The organism is Leptolyngbya sp. 'hensonii' (assembly GCF_001939115.1).
Classification (GTDB): domain Bacteria; phylum Cyanobacteriota; class Cyanobacteriia.
In genome coordinates this window covers 17,398-39,549 of record NZ_MQTZ01000055.1, presented here as the reverse complement: position 1 = coordinate 39,549, position 22,152 = coordinate 17,398, and the positions used below count along the sequence as shown (strand labels likewise).

The window sequence follows — 22,152 nt, the reverse complement described above, 5'->3', positions numbered from 1 at the left end:
CTCAATATAGCCCAGATTTCTGGCAATTTTTACTTCTAATGGATATGGACCACGATAGGTTGATTTAGCCAAGCCCAGGGATGTCAAGAGTTAGTGAGTCACTAGCCGGCGATTTTCGCGGCTTTCGTTTGTTCTTCTGTCCTTGAGATTTATCTCCCTCCTGAGATTGTTTACCCTGTAACACTTCTTCTTCATGACGTTTCTGGTTGAGGTCAAGGAGTCGAGCCAAGACCTCATCATGGGTGGCTTCGGGCCAGCGGTAGCGCCAGGGAAGTTTACGTTTGCCAGTACGAACCAGGCTATCGAAGGTAGAGGCTTCTTCTACGGTTGGAAAGAAGAGATCACCAGAAGCAATCCGATCCTGGACTTCGGTGGGAAGCTCGTCAGTGTCGATGTCCAGGTAGTCGAGGACAAAGCCGCAGGTGGTATCAATATCTGACCAGCCATAGGCATCAAGAACGGCACGATCCATCTGCTCATGAAGTTCCCGTAGCTTAAGGATATCGGCCTCACGTTCATCAGGGTCGTGGAAGCGGTTATAGGTATCAGTTAAACCCTGATTATTTCGCACCATAAGATCGGCACGGTATTCATAGTAAGTTTTACCGATTTCTTCGAGGGTAGGGTCGTCTTCCCATTTTTCTGGAAAAGGGAATGTTTGGAAACAATCAGTTGGCGTGTAGCGAAGATCATCTTTCATTGATGAACCAAAGAACCAAGCCCAGACACTATGAATATTAGACTGTAAAATAGAAAAACTCAGATTGCTATCTAAAGCAAATACATTTAAGGTATTTGCAAATACGCATCTGTTGGGAAGAAAAGCAAACGAAAGATGTGGTGTACAAAATAAACAAACTAACACTCGATCACACTGGTCGATCGCTCTAACTAATCCAGGACGTTTTTCTGCATATTGCCACCAACGCTCTCTTAAAGCATCCCGCTTTTGGACATCTCGAATTGGCTTGACCTTATCTTTGACAATCTGCATTAAATCTGGCCATTTCCATGCTTCTTCCTCACTTCTGTCGAAGAAGTCAATCACATAACGATGATGGGCATGGGTAGGGCTGCTATTCACCTCCTCCCCACCGATATAAGGAAAGATCCGTTCCTGGTTACGAGGATCTTTTTCAATTAAGCGATGCATTTCTGAAATAGAGGTGGCATCTAAGTTGGAGTCATCAAATGTGAAGCCCATCCCTAGTAAAATACTGCCCTGAAAACTCTTATTCTGGTTTGCAAGTAATACTTGTGGATCACTGTTTCCACCAGAATGAAATAGAAATGCAGAAATTAAATCTGTTTCTCGCTCGTCAATCTTCTTAACTCCGGTGTAAGCTCCTTTGAAGATATTCACCACACTAATTACTACTGCGGCAAGTCCCGGCCACTTCACACGCTTCTGAGCGTTGTAAATTGTGCCGCCGTTGTTACAAATAAATCGAAGTCCAGTAGTGCGGGTATCTCCTTGAGCAATGGTATTCGTTGCAATCAACCCTAAACTGCCACCTTGCCGTAGTAGATCAAAGGCTCGACGGAAAAAATGAGCTACTAGATCTGCGTTGCCATGAGATTCTGGATGAGTATCTTGCAGCCAAGCTAAGTAGCCTTCTGGATGAGCGTTAATCAGCGTATTTTTTCCGGCGAAGGGTGGGTTTCCGGCAATTACGTCAAATCCAGGGTTTTTCCGCTTAAACACTTCTGGAAATTCAGATTCCCAATGGAAGGAGGAAACGGGTCTCTTAAACTGCCTCGGAATACTGGCAATCAATTCCACTTCCGAACGATCAATGGTGCCCAATCGCCATAGATTAACCTTGGTAGACAAATCTTTAGCGATTTTCTTAGCATCCCTTTTTGATTTTGAGAGTGTTGAAAAAAATGCAGCGAGTGCAACATCGCTCATCAATTTTTCATCATTTAAGTCGTCAGTATGGCTTCGGTTTGATGCAAAGAAGGATGCAACCACGACATCACTCAAAATACGGCTATTGTAGGATTCTGAGTCTGCTTGCTTCAAATATCCGCGCTTTTGCTCGTCATCTTCATCTGCCCTTTCATCAGCAAACGCGATCAAATCACGATAAAACTTTGACTTCTGAGCATTATCTTCCAGCATGTTGATTAAAGCTGATTCGCTCAAGTCACTTGCAGCCATAAAGCGGCTGACCTGTGGCTTGCTAACCCCTACCAGTGAGTCCCCACACTTTAAGGCATGATCCACAAACGTAAAGGGACGATCCTTGGCTAACGTCACCAACCACAAAGACAGTTTCGCCAAATTCACCGCAAACGGATTCTTATCTACCCCATACAGACACCGCTGGGCGACCAATCGTCGTGCAGCCAATAGCGGTTCCACATCATCTGGCAAATCCTGAAGCTGATCATCCCGCGTCCAAGCCTCCAGAACCTTCTCTGCCAGTTGCCGACAGGCTTCCACCAGAAATGCGCCTGACCCCATCGCCAAGTCACACACTTTTAACTCTAAAATTTGCTCCGCTGTCGGTCGCTCTCCCAGCCCCTCCAGCACAGGTCGAAGTGTGGTTTCGACAATTGGTTGCGTCAATTTCCGAGGGGTGTAATGAGAACCCGATCGTCGTCGCTCTTCACCGGGCTGCAAGAACAGTGAACCCACAGGCAATAGATTCGGTGTTCGAGATGCCGATACCTTGCGATCGAGGGCGGCTAGCAACTCCTCCGGTGTCTTCGCCTCACTTAAGGCAGTCAGTGCCTTGCCCGTCAGCTTACACTCCGCTTCATCCTTCAGTACCTTCGCTCGATCCTTCGGCTTGGTTGCTAGCAGAGCCTCTACATTCACCACCACATCCTTCGGTCGCACAGCAATCGATAGCCCTTGAGTTACCTGTACCTCAAAGCCCATGATCGCCTCATACACCGAGCCAATCTGCTCCACATCCAGAGATCGGTAAGACAGCCGCTCGCCATCCAACATCAACAGATTTTCTAGCACTCGATAAATCACCCCATCTGGTATACGGGGTACTTCAAGGGGTTCACCCTTCCGAAAATGGCTGGTGCGATCGCGTCCTTCCAGAAACGGGTACTCATCCGGTTCAAAAAGTTGCCCATGCCGTGCGGGTAGATATTCCGGTGTATAACCTCCCCCGTCATAAACCAGACGAAACAGACTCAACAGCCACGTCCAGGCTCCATATCGCAGATCCATCGTATCTGGGTAGTTTCCGGCATCTTCCCGCAACCGCTCATACAGTCCCGAAACCGAGTAATTCTGTTGATACACCGAATCATCTGGCATCAATCCTTCATCTTCGGCATACAGGAGAAACACCAGCCGCATCAGGGTTGTGAGCAATCCTCCATAGATATGTTGTGGGTCTGTCTTAGCTAATTCCTGAAGTAATGCCCCACCCACGGCTGCATCTGCGGCTTGAAAACCTCGGAGCAGTTCCCACAAGGCATCCAACACCTGATCGGCGAGTTTGGTTGAGACCTCTGCCTGGTAGTCACGGCTGTCACTGAGAATCTTCGGTAAACGGCGATCGCTCGGCACGTTAAACAGGCGATCGCCCCCAATCAACATCTCCAGAGCACCCAAGATCAGCCGCCCTGCTACCTCCATCATTGCCTGAACAGGGAACGTGAGATGCCCAGATGACTCTCCACGCGGCGCATACACAAGACGGATCTCCATCCCGTTACACAGCAAACCGATGGGAATCTGCGTTTCCCGTAAAAGCCGCTCAAACTTAGCCTGGAGTGTCGCTTTCCAACCGTGCCCTTTCTCAACCTCTGGATCCACCTCATCTAGGGGCAGTCCTGGCTTCACCGTCTGAACCAGCATCAACCACTGACCGCTATCGGGTTCCGGCACGGCATAGGTGGGGCGAAGGGTCTCGTTATAATCTGGCAGCACTACTTCGAGCGCTGTCGGTATTAGATTCTGCTCAGGCGCTCCCACCAAATCTTCTGGCAGCCACTCCAGTACTTGTTCGGCAAAGGCTGGAAAGTTCTCAATCCAAGCGGTTCCTGCCTCAATGCGTCCGGGAATAGCTTCTGTAGAGGTGACAGCTTGCAACCGAGCCTGAAGCTCAACCGCCCGACCTCGATTCACCACGGCTTGATGCTTACTTAGTGCTAAGGGAGAAACGACTAATCCCACGGGTTGCAGGAGTCCTAGCCATTCTTTATGAAGAAAAATTTCTGGATCGACAGCCATTTTCTTGCTCTCCCTCAACTCGACACGGGCCACAGGTAAACCAAGCCCAGGGGTTCAACTCGGCTTGCTTTCACCTGATACACCTGCTTGATCCGCTCTGGTTCAGTTTGAATCTCCTCCTCTAATTGCTGTACCCGGATTCGCCAATGGCGACGGTCGGCTTCAATTTGCCGCATTTCCTCACTGTTAAAAAGCTCAAGCTGATACTGTCCATACTTCTGCTCCTGCTTCAGGATGCGATCGCGCTGGTCTTCCAACAGACGCTTCATTTCATCGGCTTCTTTCTCCCCACGCTGCCGCAATTTGCGTTCCGCTCGCTCTGTCAGTGTTTCAGCGCGGCGCTCTAAATGAGAGAGCAAATCCTCCACATCCCTAGATGCATAGGTTTTGCACCGTTCTAACAGCGAGGGAGAAACCTCCCGCAATCGAGGTGTGACCAGTGAAGTTTCCAGCTCTTTCAGCACATCCGCCTTTTCCGTTTCCGTTAGCGGTCTTAGCTTTCCCCGTCCCCGCGCTTCTGGATCCAGCCATTCCGCTGCCACCGCGACAATTTCGTCATGAAGCCTGGAGGCGCGATCGCCATAGAGGGACAGCCTACCCAAGATCACAACCTTCGGCACCGGATCATCCGTTAAACACACACAGGAGCGAGTCAGCTCATGGTAGAGAAAGCCCTGAGACAGGAAGCGTCCTAGTAGACGCTGCACCAGTCGGTGCTCTAGGTGAAGATGCACCACCTCTCCATCCAATGTGCCTGGGTCACGGAATACGACCGGACGAATCGCTGTTTCGTTACGCCATTCCCAAAGCTTCTGTCCCTTCTTGCGAGGTGCCCTCAGAGTATCCAAGGTCGTTGCCCAGGTAGGATCCGCTCCTGCTCGTTCATGTAAAGCCGGAATGATCCATCTAGCACGATCGGCATCTTTGATTGCCTCCTTTGCATCCATTGGCTCCAATGATTGAGCACCAAGGATTTCGAGTGAGGCGGATAGGGCATCTCTAAAGTGGCGATCGTCTAGCCCTAACCACTTTTGAGAATCCTGAAGCATATCTTCAAGCAAGGCTTGCTGCTCGAATAGCTTTTGCTTCCGAATCCGAACTGCCTCAAGTTCTTCTTCTATGACCTGCCCTTTAACCTTCGAGTCCTCATCAGCGTGGTCGGCAACGGCGATCGCAGCAGTCAGGCTTACCTCATCCTTGGCTCGAATGCCCGTATCAAGAATCTTTGAGATGTTCCGCTCAATGACTGGAGAGAGACTACCCAACTCCTGCTGAATCGTAACAGTCTTCTTCACCAGCACATCGATGACCCGATCCTCAGGACGTTGCGCCAAATAAAAATAATGACACCGAACCTCAGATTCCCGCTGGAGCTTGCGGTCAATCCGACCATTCCGCTGTTCCATCCGGCTCGGATTCCAGGGCACATCAAAATGAAAGAGGTCAGCACAGTGGTTCTGGAGATTCACCCCCTCCCGTGCCGCATCCGTGGCAATCAAAATTCTCAGCGGATGATGCTGTGGGTCAGCATTGAAAGCAGACTTAACGCGCTCCCGCTGCTCATCGCCCATACCGCCTGTAAAAGCATCAATCCGCTCACGTTCTCGGTCAGAAAGGGCGATCGCCTGTTGCAGTTGATGCTCAAGATAACGCTTAGTATCTGTGTACTCCGTGAAAATCAGCACACGGCGATTGTTCCACCTAGCTCCTGACTGCCCTAAATCGGGACACTGGTTTTGCTGAACCCACTCAATGAGTTTTTTCACCCGTCCATCGGGTTGATACCGCGTTGACTCTGCAATCTGCGTCATCTTCTCCAAAAGTTCCAACTCCCTGGCTGAGACTGCCTCTGCTGCTGATTGAGTAGCCGCAGCCATCTGAGCATCCTCTTCCGCCTGGATCTCATCCTCGGACAAGTCCGCTCGTTCATCATCAGAACCTGGCGATTCCTTCAACAAAGAAAAGTTGTGAGTAGTGGCGATTCGCTGTTTCTCAGCTTGACGGGCGATCGCCGCCCGATGAACGCGCAACGTTCGGGCAAACGCTTCGATCGACGAGAGCAGACGCTTCTGAAGCGATGTCATCACCAACATCGCGGTTACCTGGGTTGATTTTGCCGCATCTTTCAGCCGCTCTTCCCGGCAGGATCGGTACTCCTGAAGCAACCGTGCCAGTTCTAGCTCTGGGGCATCGTCAGGTAACCCATCAATCACCATTGGGATAATGTGGCGTTCAGGGAAATCGCGATCGCCAATTTCTCGCAAGTCCTGCTTCAGCCGACGCACCATTACAGCATCCAAAAGCTTTGGATGAACCTTAACCCCTCGACAAAAGCGTTGAGGATCCAGGATTTCGAGCAGTGCCGCAAAGCTGTTGGAATGACCGTTGTGAGGAGTCGCTGATAAAAAGAGCTTGTGCTCAAAGCGAGGAGCCAGTTCTCGCACAGTTTTGGTCAATTGAGAGTCGATCGCATACCGAGACCCACTGGCAGGTGCAGCATTATGAGCTTCATCCAGGATTAAGATTGACCCAGCGTTAAACTCTTCTAGCCAGTCTCGCAAGGGAGCTGCATAGGTTTCGTCTCTCAGCAGCGCATGGGAAATGATAAAGCGAGTATGGGTCTTCCACGGATTAACCCCATACCCCCGTTCTCGACGCTTCGCCGCCACAAACTCGCGATCGAAAATCTGAAACAGCAAGCCGAAGCGACTTTCCATCTCCTCCTGCCATTGCCGCACAACTGAGGGAGGGCATGAAATGACAACGCGCTTAATTTTTTGACGCATCAGCATTTCTCGGAGGATGAGACCTGCTTCAATCGTTTTTCCCAGCCCCACATCGTCAGCGATAAAAAGCGACACCCTTGGCATCAGTAGTGCCTTTCTTAAGGGTTCTAATTGATACGCTTTAACCTCGATCCCAGCCCGATAGGGTGCCTGAAAAAGCTTTGGTTCAGTGGAGGTCACACAATTCCACCGCAAGGCATGAAAATAGGCTGAAAAGTAGCGAGGGTTATCGAACCCCTTCTGGGTCACTGACTCCCAGGAGGATGCGCCTAGAATTCGGGCATCAACCTCGCGCTCCCAAAAAACCTCAAGCTGCTGTCCCTGAGCATCATCTTCCAAGCAAGCAAGCCGAACCTGTGTGTCCCCTTCCTCACGGAATGGACTGATAACTTCTTCAACGAGGTATTGGCGCGATCGTACTTGAACAATCTGGCCTGCTTGGAGGCTCATAGCAGCAACTCACAAATTTTATAATCCTATCAACTTAACTCTAGGTTTCCCATCTCGTCAGGAGGGCTGGCAACCCAGAGAGGAAAAGTATTGTCTCCTATCTCGCTGGGAATCCCTGACATGAAGTAGTTAAAAATTACTCCTGGGGGTTCTCCTGCCACAAATTCGTCGTCTGCCGCAAACTGCAATACTGCCCACCCCCCAAGATCAAATGATCCAGCACTGGGATCCCCACTACTAATCCTGCCTGAAGCAATTGCTTCGTCAAGGCTATATCTTCGGGGCTAGGCTCAACCGCACCACTCGGATGGTTGTGAGCCACAATGATTCGGGTTGCTCCACGATGAATTGCCGCTCGAAACACCTCCCTTGGATGGGCAAGTGTCTCTGTTGCAGTACCAATTGTCACCACTTGGGTACCCAGCAGTCGGTGCTTAACGTCTAGCAGAACAAGCGCAAAGCATTCCTGGCTTTGCCACATCAGGTCTTGTGACAGTGCCTCGACAGCCACCCCTGGATCATCGATCACCGCCCGTTTCTCTGGTTTAGGTAAAAATACTCGCTTCCCCAGCTCGATCGCTGCCACCAGGGTTGCTGCCTTCGCTGGCCCAATCCCCAGCACCGTGGTGAGTTCCTCTACGGTCATCCCTCGCAACCGTCTCAAAGGATCAATGCCGCCAGCTCCTAGAATTTGGAGAAGGTGTTGTCCCAGAGCTAACGCCGAAAATTTTCCAATCCGTTGTCCTGTGCCAACCACAATCGAGAGTAATTCAGCCGTAGATAATGCCGAGGGGCCAGCATCGACGAGGCGATCGCGAGGTCGTTCCCCTGGCGGTAGATCATTCAGTGACACCCCAAATGAATGTTGGGCAAGAGGGGATTCATAGCAATGACCTGACCAATTTTGCTCAGAGGGCGAAACCTCTAGCTGTATGTCCAAGGAGAGCTGCTCAAACTCGTCCTCTTCTCTATGGCTGTTCAGTGACGACATCCTCCTCCTGAGTCACGTTATTTGTTTAGGAGTTTGGATAAGGATTTTCTTCTGTCAATATTTTTCTGGCTTCTCGATATCGAACCTGTCATTCCTCGTAGCCTGCGAAGCAGGGATAGGGGAATGACAGGTACATTATGAAAATTCTTAACATTCACCCGTAACAAGGCACCCGGCATGGAATTGTTCCGAGCGGCATAACTCCCTGGTGCTTTCAGAACTGCTAGGGAAATCGCGCTCATTTGCTCACAGGTTTTACACAGGTGGCATTCAGCCCCTATGCAAAACCCATGACCAACTTCGCAAGTTATCCACCCCTTCGCTGTGGTTCCGGGTCGTCCTTTTGCCCTTCACCCCAGCTCAAGCGTGGGTAACTTTATTCCAACTGACGCGGTAGCTACCGCTATCCGCTCATGCCCTAATCCAGAGCGTTATCCTCATCTGCCACCTGAAACCCCTGAGAAGACAATCTGCTGATCATCCAGCTTCGTGCCTCATCCTCGTCCATATCCGCTAGCTCCATCAGGAACTTTTGCAAGATGACAGACAAGTCATGCCGCAGGTCATCAATTTCTGCACTGATGTTTCTCAACTCACTGTGCAACTCAATCACCTCATCCCGTAATGGCTGTTGGCTGAGAGCATCCAGGAAAAGTTCACGGATATACTCATGGAGACTCAATCGTTGATCTAAGGCTTGTCGATTGAGTTTTGCCGCTAACTGACCATCGATCCGAAAACTAACCGTTTTTGTAGAAAGCTGCTTTTTCATGAAACCTAAGCCAGCACTGCTGACCCCATTCACAGCAAGAAGTGTACGCACTCTCAAAGTGCAATCGCTGACAATCTGTATGCAGCCCCAAACCCAGGCACACCAAGGCTTCCGTCTGCTGACACACGACGGGGGTATTTCAGGTGTCCGAACCGTCCGTTAGGACATTCCACCATTTATTCCCCCCTTCTGAAAATTCGTTTCCCTGGCTAATTCCAGAGAATTCCGTTATCTATCCCTGTGTTTGTTGCTGGGCATTCTGGCTAGAATAGTTGCCCATAAATATCTCTTTCAGACTCAGGTTCGCACTCACCCCTCGTTCACTCGCCCCATGTCTATCTGCTTGAGAGAGGTTGGCATTCTGGAAGTCAGTATCGTAGAGATTGTTCTGCCAGAGCTTTGCTTGGGCTAACGAAGCTCCTGATAGGTCAGCTCTGGTTAGATTTGCCCAGGCTAGATCAGCACGATTCAGATTACTGCGATCGAGGAGCGCATCACTGAAATTGACCCCAATGAGCTTTGTCTGCTCCAGGTTGGTATCCGTAAAACAGGCTTGGGCACAATTTGCCTGCTCCATCCGGGCAAAGCTTAAGTTGCTGCCTATGAGAACAGCCTTGCTGAGATTGGCACCCTGAAATCTGACATAAGCGAGGTTGGCATGATCAATCAACGCTCCACTCAGGTTGGCACCGTTTAGGTTCGCACGAGTTAAGTTGCTTCCCGTCAACAGTGCATGGGTGAGGTTGGTTGCCTGAAGTTTGGCTTTCCAGAACACCACCTGACTCAGATTTAGCTCTGTTAGATCAACGCCACGTAAGTCTATCTGACTCAGATTCGCACCCTGCCAAACTGCACGATGCAGGTTGATCGCAAGCCTCAGATCAGCACCTTGAAGGTTCAGCGAAGCCAGCTCAATCCCTTGTAGGTCAACGCCAATCAGACGGGTACGCCTAAAATCCCGCTGGTCTCGGTAATAGTCCTGTTCAAATTCCTGGTGAGTAAGGGCGCGTTTATGGAACGGATTCATCTCGGTTACGTTCTTCATACCAATTACCTATTCATTGAGACTGGAATTTCAAAGCATCTCGATTAGTTCTTGCGTTACAGATTGAAGTTGGCTGAGGTAGCGGTAGACTCGTTGATGCTGCTGGAGAAACACCATCGGTTGTTCAGCCCGTAAGCCCTGAGGAGAAAGGAAGTGGGTATCGGTCAATTTCTTGAAGAGATACTCCCGCAGGTAATTCAGTCTGCTGAGAATTGATGCTCCTTGAGAGCCTGCTGGATAAATCGGTTGGAGAAGCATCTCCAGGGCTGTAGTTTCTTGAGCGATTACCTGGACAGCTTGTTCAATTTCTGATGAGGAGTTCCAGGTTGGTTGGGCTTGCAGTGTTTGAACCGCAGTGACGATGGTTTGGTGACTTGCTATTACCTGTTGCTTAAGTCCCTCAGGATGGCTCTGCTTAAGAGGAACCGATTCCATTGATACATTCTTCTCAGACAGCTCAATCAGCCGTAGCAGAGGTGGATAGGAGCATTGCCCCGTTTGGCGAATTGCTTCGAGGCAGAGAGCCAAAAACCGTTGTTGAGACGTGCGTTCTTGTGCTGAAGTGATGAAATGATTGCTGTTCATTGTGGTGAATAGGGGGAAGGAGACATCAAAATACTTGGGAGAATTTCGTGTGCGATCGCACCCTGAGTACCGAGGGTTTCAATGAGGAACTTTGCCATTGGGCAATGCCGCAACATCTTGGTATTCCCGCTGCTGAAGCCCCTTCCCTGCTCGATAAAAAAGCTCTTCCCGCAATTGGTAAATTGCCGGATCCCAACTCCGCAACACATCCTTCCGTCTAGCGAACGTAGCAACCTTGGCGATCGCCACACCACTGGTTACGAGACTGATCACGAAATAGAACAGGGGAAAGCCCAAATCAGCGAGGTCTCCGGTACTAAACTTTTGAGTAAAACCCTGAAGTGACAATCGGCTGGCCTCAAGTCCAGAACGAATCTGACCATACTCATCAAAATAAGTGTGGTAAATGTCTGGGTGAACTGCTTTCAAATAGAGCAAAGCAGTTCCATGCCGATGAATCTCAGCCTGTTTTGCTTCCTGCTCCGTTTGGAGTTTGGTGGCATATACCTGAACCTCCTGTTCTAACTGAGCTGCTTTCCGGCAAAGGGGAAGATTCGTCGTGGGCACCTGGTTCCAGTCGCGATCGCGTTCACTCCAGGTTCCATAGGCTCGCTGATACAACAGGTCTCGATTGGGGTGATCCGGTGCTAAAGCGTGAAGCTCATCAAGCACTCCTTGGCAGTCTGCCTGAGCAGCTTTAAGCCACTCCTGGCGTTGAGCAAGATTTTGCTCTTGGAGAGTAGTGTCGAGAACCTTCTCCTGAATCAGTTCCCGCCCACGTTGCTCAGCCAGCCCTGATGAGTTGAGCAAAAGTTCTGTCCCTGGCCCCGCAGTCAGCGTGAGCACAACGTTTAGAAGAATAGTTCCCGCTAAGGCAGCGATCGCGCCTTTTGGATGGCGGTTACGACAAGCAGCTTCTCCGAGGGCATTTCCCGTTTTGTTGAGCAAGATTCCCAGCACAACTGCGAGGACTGTACCGCTACCGCCCATTCCTGCGAAAGCATAGTAAAGATAGGGATAGGTCGTCAAAATGTTGATGAGATTAGCAGTACTGAGGATCGTTGCTGTTGTTTTCGCCTCAGTAACTAGCTCAGGGGTGACGTAACTGCGACCATAGAGTGTTTCTGCATCTGCCCACGCAACATCTGTCAGAGGTTTGAGCAGTTTCTTCCAGAGTGGTGGTTGCGGGAGTTTCAGTTCTCCTTCAGAAACAGCAATTTCCCATAAGGGAGCTAAAGCTGGTTCTCCCTTCAAATAGTCAATGATCTGCTCAGGGTGCTGCTCCTGGTTTTCGAGGATGCTGTGCTTTGAGTCGTTTGAAGATAACGGCATAATTCTCTATTCCTTGAGATGTGAAGATGACAAATGAGGCGAAGTTAAATCTGAAAAAAGCGGTGAGATTTCTTACAGCGGTTACCGATTGGATAAGTCACACGGTTTGGCAGATTGAGAAGCTACTGTTTAGTGTTTCTCCGTGGCTTACTGACCTGAAAATCGCTATCGCTGTAGATTCCTAAGGCTTCACGCTCTTCATCCGTCCAGGGATTCAGTGAGGTTGTAGGGTCATCGTCACTGATGCGATCGTAGGCAGTCACATAGTCAACCCGTTTGACTCGCATCTCTTCGATTTCATCCCACCCATATGTGTGAAAGTGAATTCCTTCCCCAGGGCCAACAAAGTAACCATGCAATCCATTCTCTGGGCCAGGAGATGAAATGTTCATATCCATAAATTGTTGAGCTATAACAGTGCGTCGATTGCCTATCCGCTCTTGTGTTCCTGAAGTGAAGGTGCTGCCTTGAGGCCCGGATGAGACTGAAGCGCTGTAGCTGGTATCGACATATTCGTAGTCAGAGAAGTACTCGCTTAAGAACTTAGCGGATTCAGAATCGACTCCCATAATTGCTTTCCATCGGCAAAGACCGAGGATTTCGCATGTCTTCTCTCGACCTAAAATCCTTAGTAATGCAGGGACATTCTGAGTAGACAAGAACGTACAGATTGATTTGGAACGACCTAACGCCAAAATGTCTTCCAGTTGAGGCAATTCACCCATTGCTGCTAATTCATCAATAAACATCCAGACACGACGATCCGAGTCATCAGGTAGCCCCTTAAGACCACTTGTTACGAAGCGGAACATGAGCTGGTTAATCCGCTTGAGGGTCTCTGGAAATTCAAAGTCACTGCCCATGATGAGGACATATTCCCCCTTAAGCCAGTCACGAATTGAAATCATGTCTTGAGCATGTTCCCAACGAGCAGCAACAATAGCGAGGGGCAGTAGATTTGACTGAATTGTTGTGATCACCTCGTTTTTCTGTCCCTTCTTCTCCTTAAAAAACTCCATGTATGCCTGATGGCGTGGGTGATGCTTCTCCAACAATTTCTGCATGAGCACTTTGTCACTACAAAATAGAATCAGATGACGCAACGTCCAGTTCGCTCCAAATATTTTGATGAGAACAACAATTACTGCTGTGATCAGCAATCGAGGAGCATCAATAAAATACTGATTGTCATTGTTGCTCTCAGTCTCTGGAATCAGCACCGCCGCAAACTCCGCTGCACTTGCTTCACCTCGAATATCCTTACCAATTGCCCATCCGGTGCAACGACGATCGAGCGGGTTAAGGATTTTATAGGGAATACCTAGTGCTTCTAGAAACGGAACCAAACCTGCTGTCTGATCGGGCTTTGCATCGTAAAGCAACCCACGATGATTTGGGATAATGCCAATACCTGACAAGGCAATCGTCATCAGCACCTCTAGCCAAGTACTCTTCCCCATTCCAGGTGCGCCTAAAACGAAGTAGCCTAAGGATTCCTGAATCTTTTTGACCCACAGTTTTCCCCACGGCAGAGGATGATTTGCTACTTCAGTTAAACGGTTGCTGATATCGCCAGAGTATCGAAGCTTTTTCCCTCGTATCACTCGATCCCAAAGAACCCATTGCGATTCCACCAATGCCGCTGTTACTAATCCTGCTATAAAGACAGCAAACACCAAAGCGAGTTTAAGATTGATACTGGGAAGGAGAATAAGACTAAGGCTTAGAGTCCCAAACCCAGCACCAATCACCGCAAAGACTGACAGTCCCCAGAAATTCAACGGGATTAGCCCTTCTTGCCAATTCTTGAGAGTAACCAATACAGAAATGGCCTTGAAGATGACGTAGGAACTCCCTGCTGAACACAATAAACCAACGAAATGACCAACAACATTGCCAGGATTAAAGAATGAGAGTTGAAACAGATTCAGAAAGAGGTCAGTCACTCCTGCACCGAGTGCATAAATGCATGGAGCGGTGATGATGATAAAGAGGCTGGCTACTACCCCCCTACCCCATGCAGGAAATTTTTGTACAGACTGAAGCATCCTTGTACGAAGATCTACGGTTTGTTTGTTACGCATATTCGCTGTCCTTTTTCAGATGAAGAGGAATGTGTCACTGAAACTGTTTCCAATAATGGATCTGAGCTACTTTTGTGTTTGGATAGAACCAACCCAGAAGAGCCAAAATAATGAAAAAGACAATGGCTGTTGTTCGCTGAAGTAACGGAGGTGTCGTCGTAAAGTGAACTAGCCCCCAATATTCACCAATGCTGACCAGGAAAGGTAATAACAGCCTGATAATCGACTGAATCAGCCAACGACACCCACAAGCCATGATTTGGAGAGACTGAAATCTCAACAAAGACCACTCATTGAAGAAGCCATCGAGATACATCCCAAACCAAAATGTGAGGTAGAGAAGCGTTATCACCTTGAAGAAAATGCTTTGCACCAACTCAGGACTAATCCAACCGAATGCGAGGTTATCTCTGTAGGGCAGAACGCTGATTATTGCGAGAATAAATGGATATAAGCGTGCCCAGAGTACGATTAGCCCTACAGTTGAGGCTAATCGCCGAAGAAATGTAATCATAGGCTTATGAGCGAATGAAGGGATGGAATTCAGAATCACGGGATAGGAAGAACTCGTTGTGTCAGGAATTTATTGAACCAACGAGTTACTTCCTCTTGTTAATGGGCGGCAGCAACGATCATGATGGTTGCTATCAAGAGTGCTCCAGCAATACCACCGATCGCAGAAGTGACAAGGCACCAGAGCAAAGCTGTTTTGAGAGAAAGAGAGATTGCACTCTTATGGCGGTTCTGATGCCGCTCGATTTCAGATAATTTCTGATTCAAAATAGTGCTTAGCCGTTCAGCAGTGACATAGAAGCTGTGATTCAACTCCTCGTGTCGATGGAGACTCATTTCGACCTCTTCATGAAGGGCTAGTAAGACGGCTTTAATACCTTCCCTCAAACCAGCCAATTCTTCTGGAATTGGCTCAACTGACATCTGGCAATTGGTGAGAGCCGCGAGTGCCAAAAACATCGGATCACTCTTATCAATGCCATGATGGTGAAGAATTCGGAGAATTTTCTCTCTTGCTTCTGGACTAGCCCCTGCAAGCACATCGTTGAACAAGTCATGATCGCCAGCCCCAGGTCGTTTAGGGCTTTTCATCGCTCAGTATTCCTGTACTTTCGATTTGGGCAAAGCTATCGCGTAGGAAATTCTTGATCCGTTTCCTTGAAACCAAACTTAATTCAGGATGAGTCACAGCAGAGGTAAAAGTGAGTTTATCCTCATCTTTTTTCCTGGAAAAGTTGTAGTCCTCGATAAAGTTCCTTTCTGCATAAGGAAGCTTGGGCAAATCAATGATAGGAAAGTTATACTCTGCTCTTGCAGCTTTCATATCTCTATGATCCTCTACATGAGTCCAATCATCACAAAGCCCCCAGTTCCTTACAAAAATATGCTGCATATAGGAACCCAGTTCTTTGAGTGATTTGATGAAGATCTGAACGGAGTCATATCCTCCATTGGAAACATACCAATGATAGAAGGCGATATTGTACTCCTGTCCCAATTCGTAAAGACCATCTTCAATGAACCAATCCTTCATAGCTTGATAAGACTGAGCAGGGAGATTGCAAAGCACTAAGGAGGAATCAACGGCTGCTTTAACCACAGGATCGGCTTTTGCGCGTTTGTTTGGATCTTCACTGAAGTAAGCGAACAAGACATCAGCATTGGGGCGATAGATTCTTGCCGTATCTGGATTAACACGATCACATTCCGCAAGAATAAATTTTAGCTCCTTCTCTAAACAGAACTCTACGGCGGTACTAGTAGACATGCTCTTACCAACCCCACCTTTTTCTCCTCCAAAAAAGACAATCTTCCGAATTTTCCGTTGAGGGTTTATGGAAACTGTACGCGCTAGTAGTTTATCCACTGAAGCTACCTCCAGTTTTCATTTAGGTTGATACGATCGCACTCAGCAGAATTGGATTGTAATTCCATCTCTAACAGGAACTCTGCCAGAATACGAATCCATGTCTGCTTATCAATTCCACCCTTTTTCCCTCCAACAACGACAATGCTTGGATGAGAACGAGGAAGTATTTGTCTGTGTAGCTTATACATTGAAACTACCTCCAATGATTCAAAGATTTTCAAATTCGGACTCGATATCGTCATATTGAGAGTTGCGTAACAACATCTCACGCCGTTCTGACGGCATACTTGTAGATTTTGGTTGGACTTGGAGCGATACTTGAGGGGAGCGAGTGTTTGTAGGCTTAGCAACAGATAACTTTGGAAGAGCAGCGTTGTCTCCTGAATGGTTCTTGGCGTAAGCCATGTATTTCCGTAAGGTTCCTGGCGAGATATTCACCCCCAGCTCTTCCTCAAAGATCAAAGCGAGTTCATCATAGGTTTGACCACGTTCCTGAGCAGGTTTGAGAATGGGGTAATATTTGACCACAAGGTCTCGCAGCGTTGCTTTCTGTTGTCGCCGCCGAGGTTTAGCCTCCAAAGATTCAAGTCGCTTTAGAAAAGCAGCTTCTCGCTCTGCATCGTCACCAGTCCCAGCGTTGGGACGAATTGACATAGTTGAGCCTCTCTATTTAGATTGTCGTTGCCGTTTCTTAGTGGATTGATTGCTCTCCAATTTGAAGAGAAAAGCCTCAATAGCACGCTGATGTGCTTGTGGATCTCCTCGATGAATAGCCCAGTCAACAATCAGTTCTAAGTTGTAGCGCACCAACTTTGGGCCAAGATAGAAATAGTGAATGCCTTCGATCCAGAACTGTTTACGGTAATTCTTTAGTGTCGAATTACTCACTGAGATGGCTGCTATAATGCCTTGCTTCGCAACAAGCGTTGCAGGTAGGTTTGCAGCATCGATTGATTGAACAAGAGCGGCAACATGGGAGCGATCAATTGATTCATTTTCAGTTTGTGCTGTTCTAGCTTGCATAATGGTTCAAACGCTAGTAGATGGATATGGCATCTGCACCCTACATAGCTTATGGACACTTATTTCTCAGGCTTCCTGCTAGGCAGACGTGGTTTACAAACACCAGGAAGGGCGGTTATGGGTGTACACTTATCTGCAACAAATCTCAGCTCACTACTCAGGCTTTGCTCTGAGAAGTAAATCACCTCAATGCGCTTATTTAGCTCTTGTTTAAGCTTCCTAAGCGGATAGGCGTAGTCCGAGTCACTGCTTACAACCACAAGTGTCTTGACGAAAGGTGCATAGAGACTTGCATCTGAGATCAGCCACGTATCGATATCCTTCCTGGTTCCGGAATTATCGGATCGAGGCTGAACAACTCGTGGGCTAACCTGATAGCCAATTCGTCGCAAACTCTCCACCTTCTCCTGTTGATCTTGACGAATCACTAGGTAGGCAAAGACTCCCAATAGTTCATCTTCATCTTTAGTAAGTTGGTGGTAAAGTTGCACATCGTCAATCCATAGTCCTTCATGTTGTGCCCTTGTATAGATGTGCGTTAAATCAACGAGTACGGCGCGATCGTGGTATCTAGGTTGAGCACTTCTGGGTTGTACATCTAGTGAATGAGTAGAAGGAAGAGCTATCTCTGGACTCCTTTCCAGCTTCAGTTCACATTTCAGAGATGCATCAAATCCCAAAATTGATAAATTCAAAGCAATCTGCCCGATCTGGGCATGGCTAGTAAACAAGTTTGTGTTTCTCCTCAGCGAAGGTTACTGGTTTTGTTGCGGCTATGTGAATCTCATGACTATGAATTCAGCAGTTCTTTCTGCCTCTTTCAGCAATCACTTTTTGATTTGCTCGATAATTCAGAATTGCACATCCACAATGGTTTGTCTGGGAGAATAGGGGCTTTAAGAGGATGTCTGAAAAGTTTCCTGGAAGGCTTGCCTTGTAAGGATCTCAAGGGAAATACCTCGAAAGGCCAGAAGTTACTCCCGACAAAAGTTTTAGCTGACTTTTCAGACATCCTCTAAGGATGGGACTTTAAGCGTTACACCCTAAACTCGCTAAGATCCTCTCCAGAAAAGCTTTGTGGCGATCGATCAGCCTTATCCCTTGATTGAAATAGCACATAAATTTAGATTCATGCTCCTCGCTAAAGTCACAGGGACTTTAAGCGTAGCGAATGGGGTGTATGTCACTTTTGCAGATGCAGAACTTGAGTGGTAGCGCAACCGGATAGCTAAAAGCCCGTAAATAGAGCATTACAGCTTATGAGTATAAATACTCCTTGCAAAGGTGACATGCTCCCTAGCGAATGTGGTGAGATGTCTATAACCAAAACTTTTTTATGCAACTATCCGGATTATCAAATCAATTCCCTGTAGGTAGAAGAAATATGCATCCCCTACATAATGATTCATGAACCTTGAGGAGCAAATACGTAACCGCGGCTTCTTCATAACTAACGAGGCGAGAAAACTCCTTGAAGAGCAGAGAGAGAAGTTAGCTTCACAGGAGGGAAAAAATCGTGTGTCCTTTGAATACCTCCAAAACTTGATTGCAGAAAGTAATGGAGGCGTAGATAGAGATAGGACAGTTATCTCAAATATATTTGGACAAAAGAAACGTGCTGACAAGGATTCAATTCAACTACTTTTCTCTGCACTAAAGCTAGAACTCAAAGAAGAATACCTTACTAAAACTCCTCCACAGAGATACTCCGATTCAAGCCCTGAAACTGGCTTGTCTGTTAGAGAGAAACCTCATGACATCGACGCATATTCCAGTCAAGAATCTCCACTGGGCACTTTAGTTTCCGCAAAACCATCTGCCACCACAAAACAAAAAAGCTTCAATAATTGGCTTATTGAAGACCGCATTACTCCGTGGATAACCGCTTCAAATGGTATTCAATATCGTGTCTTTCGTCTCCGTGAAAAGTACCTCAACCGTATTGATAGGGGGAAATGTTATGACATCAGATATCTCAGCACTGATGAGCAGAAGGCACTTCAATCAAAGCTTTTCCGGCATAAGAAGGTGGTTGATCATCTCACTGAACGGCGCACCAAAGGCATCCCTGTAAACCGCACTGCCCTCCCCGATAATCCAGATGAACCTAATGAATGGTGGGTTATTGATCAATGGATTGAAGGAGACACCGTAGAGGCACTGGTGAAGAACAAGCAATTCTCTCGCACAGATATCCTTCCCTTTGCTCGTTGCCTTTTAACTACACTGTATGAGCTTCATACCGAAGGCATTATTCTGCGAGACCTCCATCCACAGTCGATAGTAATTCCATTTGATAAGCAGCCATTTGTACTCGACTTCGAGTTAGCAAAAGTTCTTACAGGATCATCAACAGTGTGCGATCAAGAGCTTCTACCCAATCCTTTTAGAGATCCACGACTTGAGCCAGGAGCGGCAGATTCAACTGTGGAATCTGATCTCTACAGTTGGGCAATGATCCTCGTCGCGATCGCCACCGGAAACCTACAACCCCAAAGAGCCGATCTTCCTGACTGCATCAATGTGCTTCCTAAGAAACTCTACCAACAAGTAGAGGCTTGTCTCAGTATTTATCCTGACGAAAGACCTCACTCAGCGGAGGAAATATCAAAAGCTCTATCTTTTTGGCGTTTAGGAGGAACCAGGGGTAGGACATGACGTATTCATCTAGCGGCAAGAGTAGTCCAGGTGAAGGGTTGATAGCTCGTGAGCATACCCCTTGGATCGGGGTTCACGCCATGACTGAATTTATGTTCTGCCCACGAGCTGGTCTCATCGCGTATGAGTTAGGACAGGAGGACGATGACGAGTATTACGAAGAGCAGCGAACGAACCTCCAGTACTTACCCTGTTACAACTCCAGTGAAATAGCAACAAGACTAAACTGGTCTATAAATGAACTGCGAATTCGCGTAGCAAAGAGAGACGAATCACTACTTCAGCAACAGCAACTACGAAAGACAAGATTAATTGTAACTTCAGTCATAGCTTTTGTCGCAACAGTTGTTCTCTACTTCTTAGGCTTCAATTCATGGTTACACCTTCTAATTGCTGGTATCGCCTATCTTTTTGCTCTTTCTCGTATCCCTAAAGTATATTATTCGGATTCAAATATATCTTCTTTAGAATCAGATATAAAAATTCTACAAGCAAGACGAGCTGCCGCGTTGAGGGCAAGGCCAAAAGAACCTAATGAGTTAACTGATAATGAATCTGTAAATTGGTGGGATCTACTCGCTGCTGGGTTTGAATCAGTTTCTTATCAAGAGCCGCTCCGAGACCGCAAATATCGAGTAGCAGGACGACCGTGGCGTGTCCTTAAGAAAGGGTCTTTACGTATACCTGTATGGAGACGGAGAGATGAGAATGCGTCAACGCGGAAGCTGAAAGGACAGCACTATGCTCGTATGGCTGCATACTGCCATCTCCTTGAAAAGGTCGAAGGTGGACGTAGCCCCTACGGTATTATTCTGCTTGGGCGAGAAGTGTATGAAGGAATTACTGTCTCCAATCGTGAAGGATCAGGATCGCGTGCTGCATTTCACAAAGGTTTAAAGGAAGCTCGGCACATTGTATCCTCAGCCAAAGGTGGACAAACCCCCTCACCCCCCCCAAATCAACGAAATTGTCTAAACTGTCCAAAAGGAAAGCCTTTTGCCTATCGAGAGGGCGAGAGTAATGCAAGAACCGGAAGGCTAAACTCTCCAGTGAATTTCCATATTAGTGGTCTTGATCGCCGCCCCTATCACAGCGAATGTGGCGATCGCTTCAAATGGTTGCCCCCTCATGAAAAAGCATCAGACAAGTATCTCCAATAACTTCCTCCACGCACAATTCTTTAGATCCATGTCCCGATACAGCAATTACACGGGGAGATATGTACTGTGAATGAATGGGGTAGGAAATATCTTAAAAAACTTGATGAGCCAGAAGAAGTCCGCTGGCACGGAAAAAGCTATGACGTCACCCATACTCTAACTCTTGGGAAGAAGACCTATTACATCGTTAAAGACCTTTCAAGGAAACGTGAACAGTATATGGCGTTCGATCGATGGAGTAAAAACAGAGGCGAGATGTGGTGCATCTTAGGTATTGATGGCAAAAACCTAGATACCAGAAACAGGAATCGACCGCCAGGACTCATTGAGAAACTGAAACGCTTGTCGGGAAACGATGGCAGGCTTCCCGTTATTTATAGCTACTACCGGATAGGCAATGAACGAGTTTACCTCGTTACCTCATGGACTGACGGTGAAGACTTAGGACGCTATTTAAAACGTGTCCAAAACGGCCATCGCTGTGAACGTGAGGGAAATAAATGTATTCAGAGAAAGCTGATATGCGCTGAGAAGCGTGAAACAGGGATAAAATGTGAACCTCGACCGACTGCCTATGAAGTTTGTCTGTTAATGATCAGTCTTGCCCATGGACTACGACAACTTCATCGACTAAATATAGTTCATGGTGATCTTGATCCAAGCAATCTGATTCTTCAACGTAACCCCAACCGACTCGTGATGATCGATTTTGGAAGTGCGTGGCTTGTAGAACACACTATGAATCGAGATCCTGGAGATGGGACTCATCCCAAGTACCGAGCACCAGAACTACTATCGAGAAAGTCCGAACAAGGCTTTGCTGATGATCGCAGTGATCAGTTTAGTTTTGGTGTCATTTGGTACGAACTTTTAACGCTCACGTATCCTTATGGAGGATATGGGGGATACTTCGATAACTTAACCGAAAAAGACATCGAAGGTATGGAGAAAAGGTTCCAACCTCCAAGTCATGCAGCCAGCATTCTTAACATTGACAAGAACCGACTTCCAGTTAATGCGTGGCACCTGATAGACAGAATAGTTAAACGTTGCGTAGCTATCGATCCTGAAAAGCGTTATCAACGAGAACGTGACCTCCTTGATGACGTGGATGAGCTTCGTCATATGATACGACCAAGAAGGTTAGAGGATGAGGAGTAATCGAAGCGTCAGATTA

General features: G+C 47.6%; 16 protein-coding genes. 3 read left to right on the top strand and 13 right to left on the bottom strand.

The features are described from left to right. Positions 1 to 64: 64 nt before the first annotated feature. From BST81_RS23680 to BST81_RS23610, 13 genes are all read right to left on the bottom strand, one after another. Entirely contained in the window at positions 65 to 4,066 is a 4,002-nt protein-coding gene (locus tag BST81_RS23680) for a DNA methyltransferase (protein ID WP_253188461.1), read from the bottom strand. A gap of 155 nt (positions 4,067 to 4,221) precedes the next feature. Continuing rightward, entirely contained in the window at positions 4,222 to 7,443 is a 3,222-nt protein-coding gene (gene drmD, locus BST81_RS23675) for a DISARM system SNF2-like helicase DrmD (RefSeq protein ID WP_075600994.1), read from the bottom strand. Between the two features lie 136 nt (positions 7,444 to 7,579). Beyond that, the gene (gene radC / locus BST81_RS23670) at positions 7,580 to 8,296 is read right to left on the bottom strand and encodes a DNA repair protein RadC (RefSeq protein ID WP_075600993.1); all 717 of its coding nucleotides are present in this window, start codon (positions 8,294 to 8,296) and stop codon (positions 7,580 to 7,582) included. Positions 8,297 to 8,852: 556 nt separating this feature from the next. Next, positions 8,853 to 9,206: a hypothetical protein gene (locus BST81_RS23665; protein ID WP_143780473.1), complete on the bottom strand. Its 354-nt coding sequence runs from the start codon at positions 9,204 to 9,206 to the stop codon at positions 8,853 to 8,855. Between the two features lie 232 nt (positions 9,207 to 9,438). After that, a complete protein-coding gene (locus tag BST81_RS23660) occupies positions 9,439 to 10,251 on the bottom strand; it encodes a pentapeptide repeat-containing protein (RefSeq protein ID WP_083637044.1) in 813 nt (270 codons plus the stop codon). Positions 10,252 to 10,281: 30 nt separating this feature from the next. After that, entirely contained in the window at positions 10,282 to 10,836 is a 555-nt protein-coding gene (locus BST81_RS23655; RefSeq protein WP_075600990.1) for a hypothetical protein, read from the bottom strand. A gap of 78 nt (positions 10,837 to 10,914) precedes the next feature. Beyond that, entirely contained in the window at positions 10,915 to 12,168 is a 1,254-nt protein-coding gene (locus tag BST81_RS23650) for a hypothetical protein (protein WP_075600989.1), read from the bottom strand. A 122-nt stretch (positions 12,169 to 12,290) separates the two neighbouring features. After that, the gene (locus BST81_RS23645; RefSeq protein WP_075600988.1) at positions 12,291 to 14,252 is read right to left on the bottom strand and encodes a type IV secretion system DNA-binding domain-containing protein; all 1,962 of its coding nucleotides are present in this window, start codon (positions 14,250 to 14,252) and stop codon (positions 12,291 to 12,293) included. 612 nt (positions 14,253 to 14,864) lie between these two features. After that, entirely contained in the window at positions 14,865 to 15,356 is a 492-nt protein-coding gene (locus tag BST81_RS23635; protein ID WP_075600986.1) for a DUF6753 family protein, read from the bottom strand. Continuing rightward, a complete protein-coding gene (locus BST81_RS23630) occupies positions 15,343 to 16,131 on the bottom strand; it encodes a hypothetical protein (protein ID WP_083637043.1) in 789 nt (262 codons plus the stop codon). The genes BST81_RS23635 and BST81_RS23630 overlap by 14 nt, the downstream gene beginning before the upstream one ends. 210 nt (positions 16,132 to 16,341) lie before the next feature. Next, complete coding sequence (locus BST81_RS23620; protein ID WP_075600984.1) at positions 16,342 to 16,788, bottom strand: hypothetical protein; 447 nt, start codon at positions 16,786 to 16,788, stop codon at positions 16,342 to 16,344. A 12-nt stretch (positions 16,789 to 16,800) separates the two neighbouring features. Then, positions 16,801 to 17,157, bottom strand: a complete 357-nt coding sequence (gene xisR, locus BST81_RS23615) for an excisionase family protein (protein WP_143780470.1) — start codon at positions 17,155 to 17,157, stop codon at positions 16,801 to 16,803. A gap of 59 nt (positions 17,158 to 17,216) precedes the next feature. Then, positions 17,217 to 17,888, bottom strand: coding sequence for an NYN domain-containing protein (locus tag BST81_RS23610; RefSeq protein WP_075600983.1), 672 nt, complete (start codon positions 17,886 to 17,888; stop codon positions 17,217 to 17,219). Positions 17,889 to 18,564: 676 nt separating this feature from the next. Here BST81_RS23610 and BST81_RS23605 point away from each other — a divergent pair. The 3 genes from BST81_RS23605 to BST81_RS23600 all read left to right on the top strand — a co-directional run bounded on the left by BST81_RS23605 (position 18,565) and on the right by BST81_RS23600 (position 22,136). Next, the gene (locus BST81_RS23605; protein WP_075600982.1) at positions 18,565 to 19,815 is read left to right on the top strand and encodes a hypothetical protein; all 1,251 of its coding nucleotides are present in this window, start codon (positions 18,565 to 18,567) and stop codon (positions 19,813 to 19,815) included. Continuing rightward, a complete protein-coding gene (locus tag BST81_RS27755) occupies positions 19,812 to 20,975 on the top strand; it encodes a hypothetical protein (protein WP_143780469.1) in 1,164 nt (387 codons plus the stop codon). Before BST81_RS23605 ends, BST81_RS27755 begins: the two co-directional genes overlap by 4 nt. A gap of 66 nt (positions 20,976 to 21,041) precedes the next feature. Beyond that, positions 21,042 to 22,136 carry a protein kinase gene (locus BST81_RS23600; protein WP_075600981.1) on the top strand — a complete coding sequence of 365 codons (1,095 nt, stop codon included), beginning with the start codon at positions 21,042 to 21,044 and terminating at the stop codon, positions 22,134 to 22,136. Positions 22,137 to 22,152 lie beyond the last annotated feature (16 nt).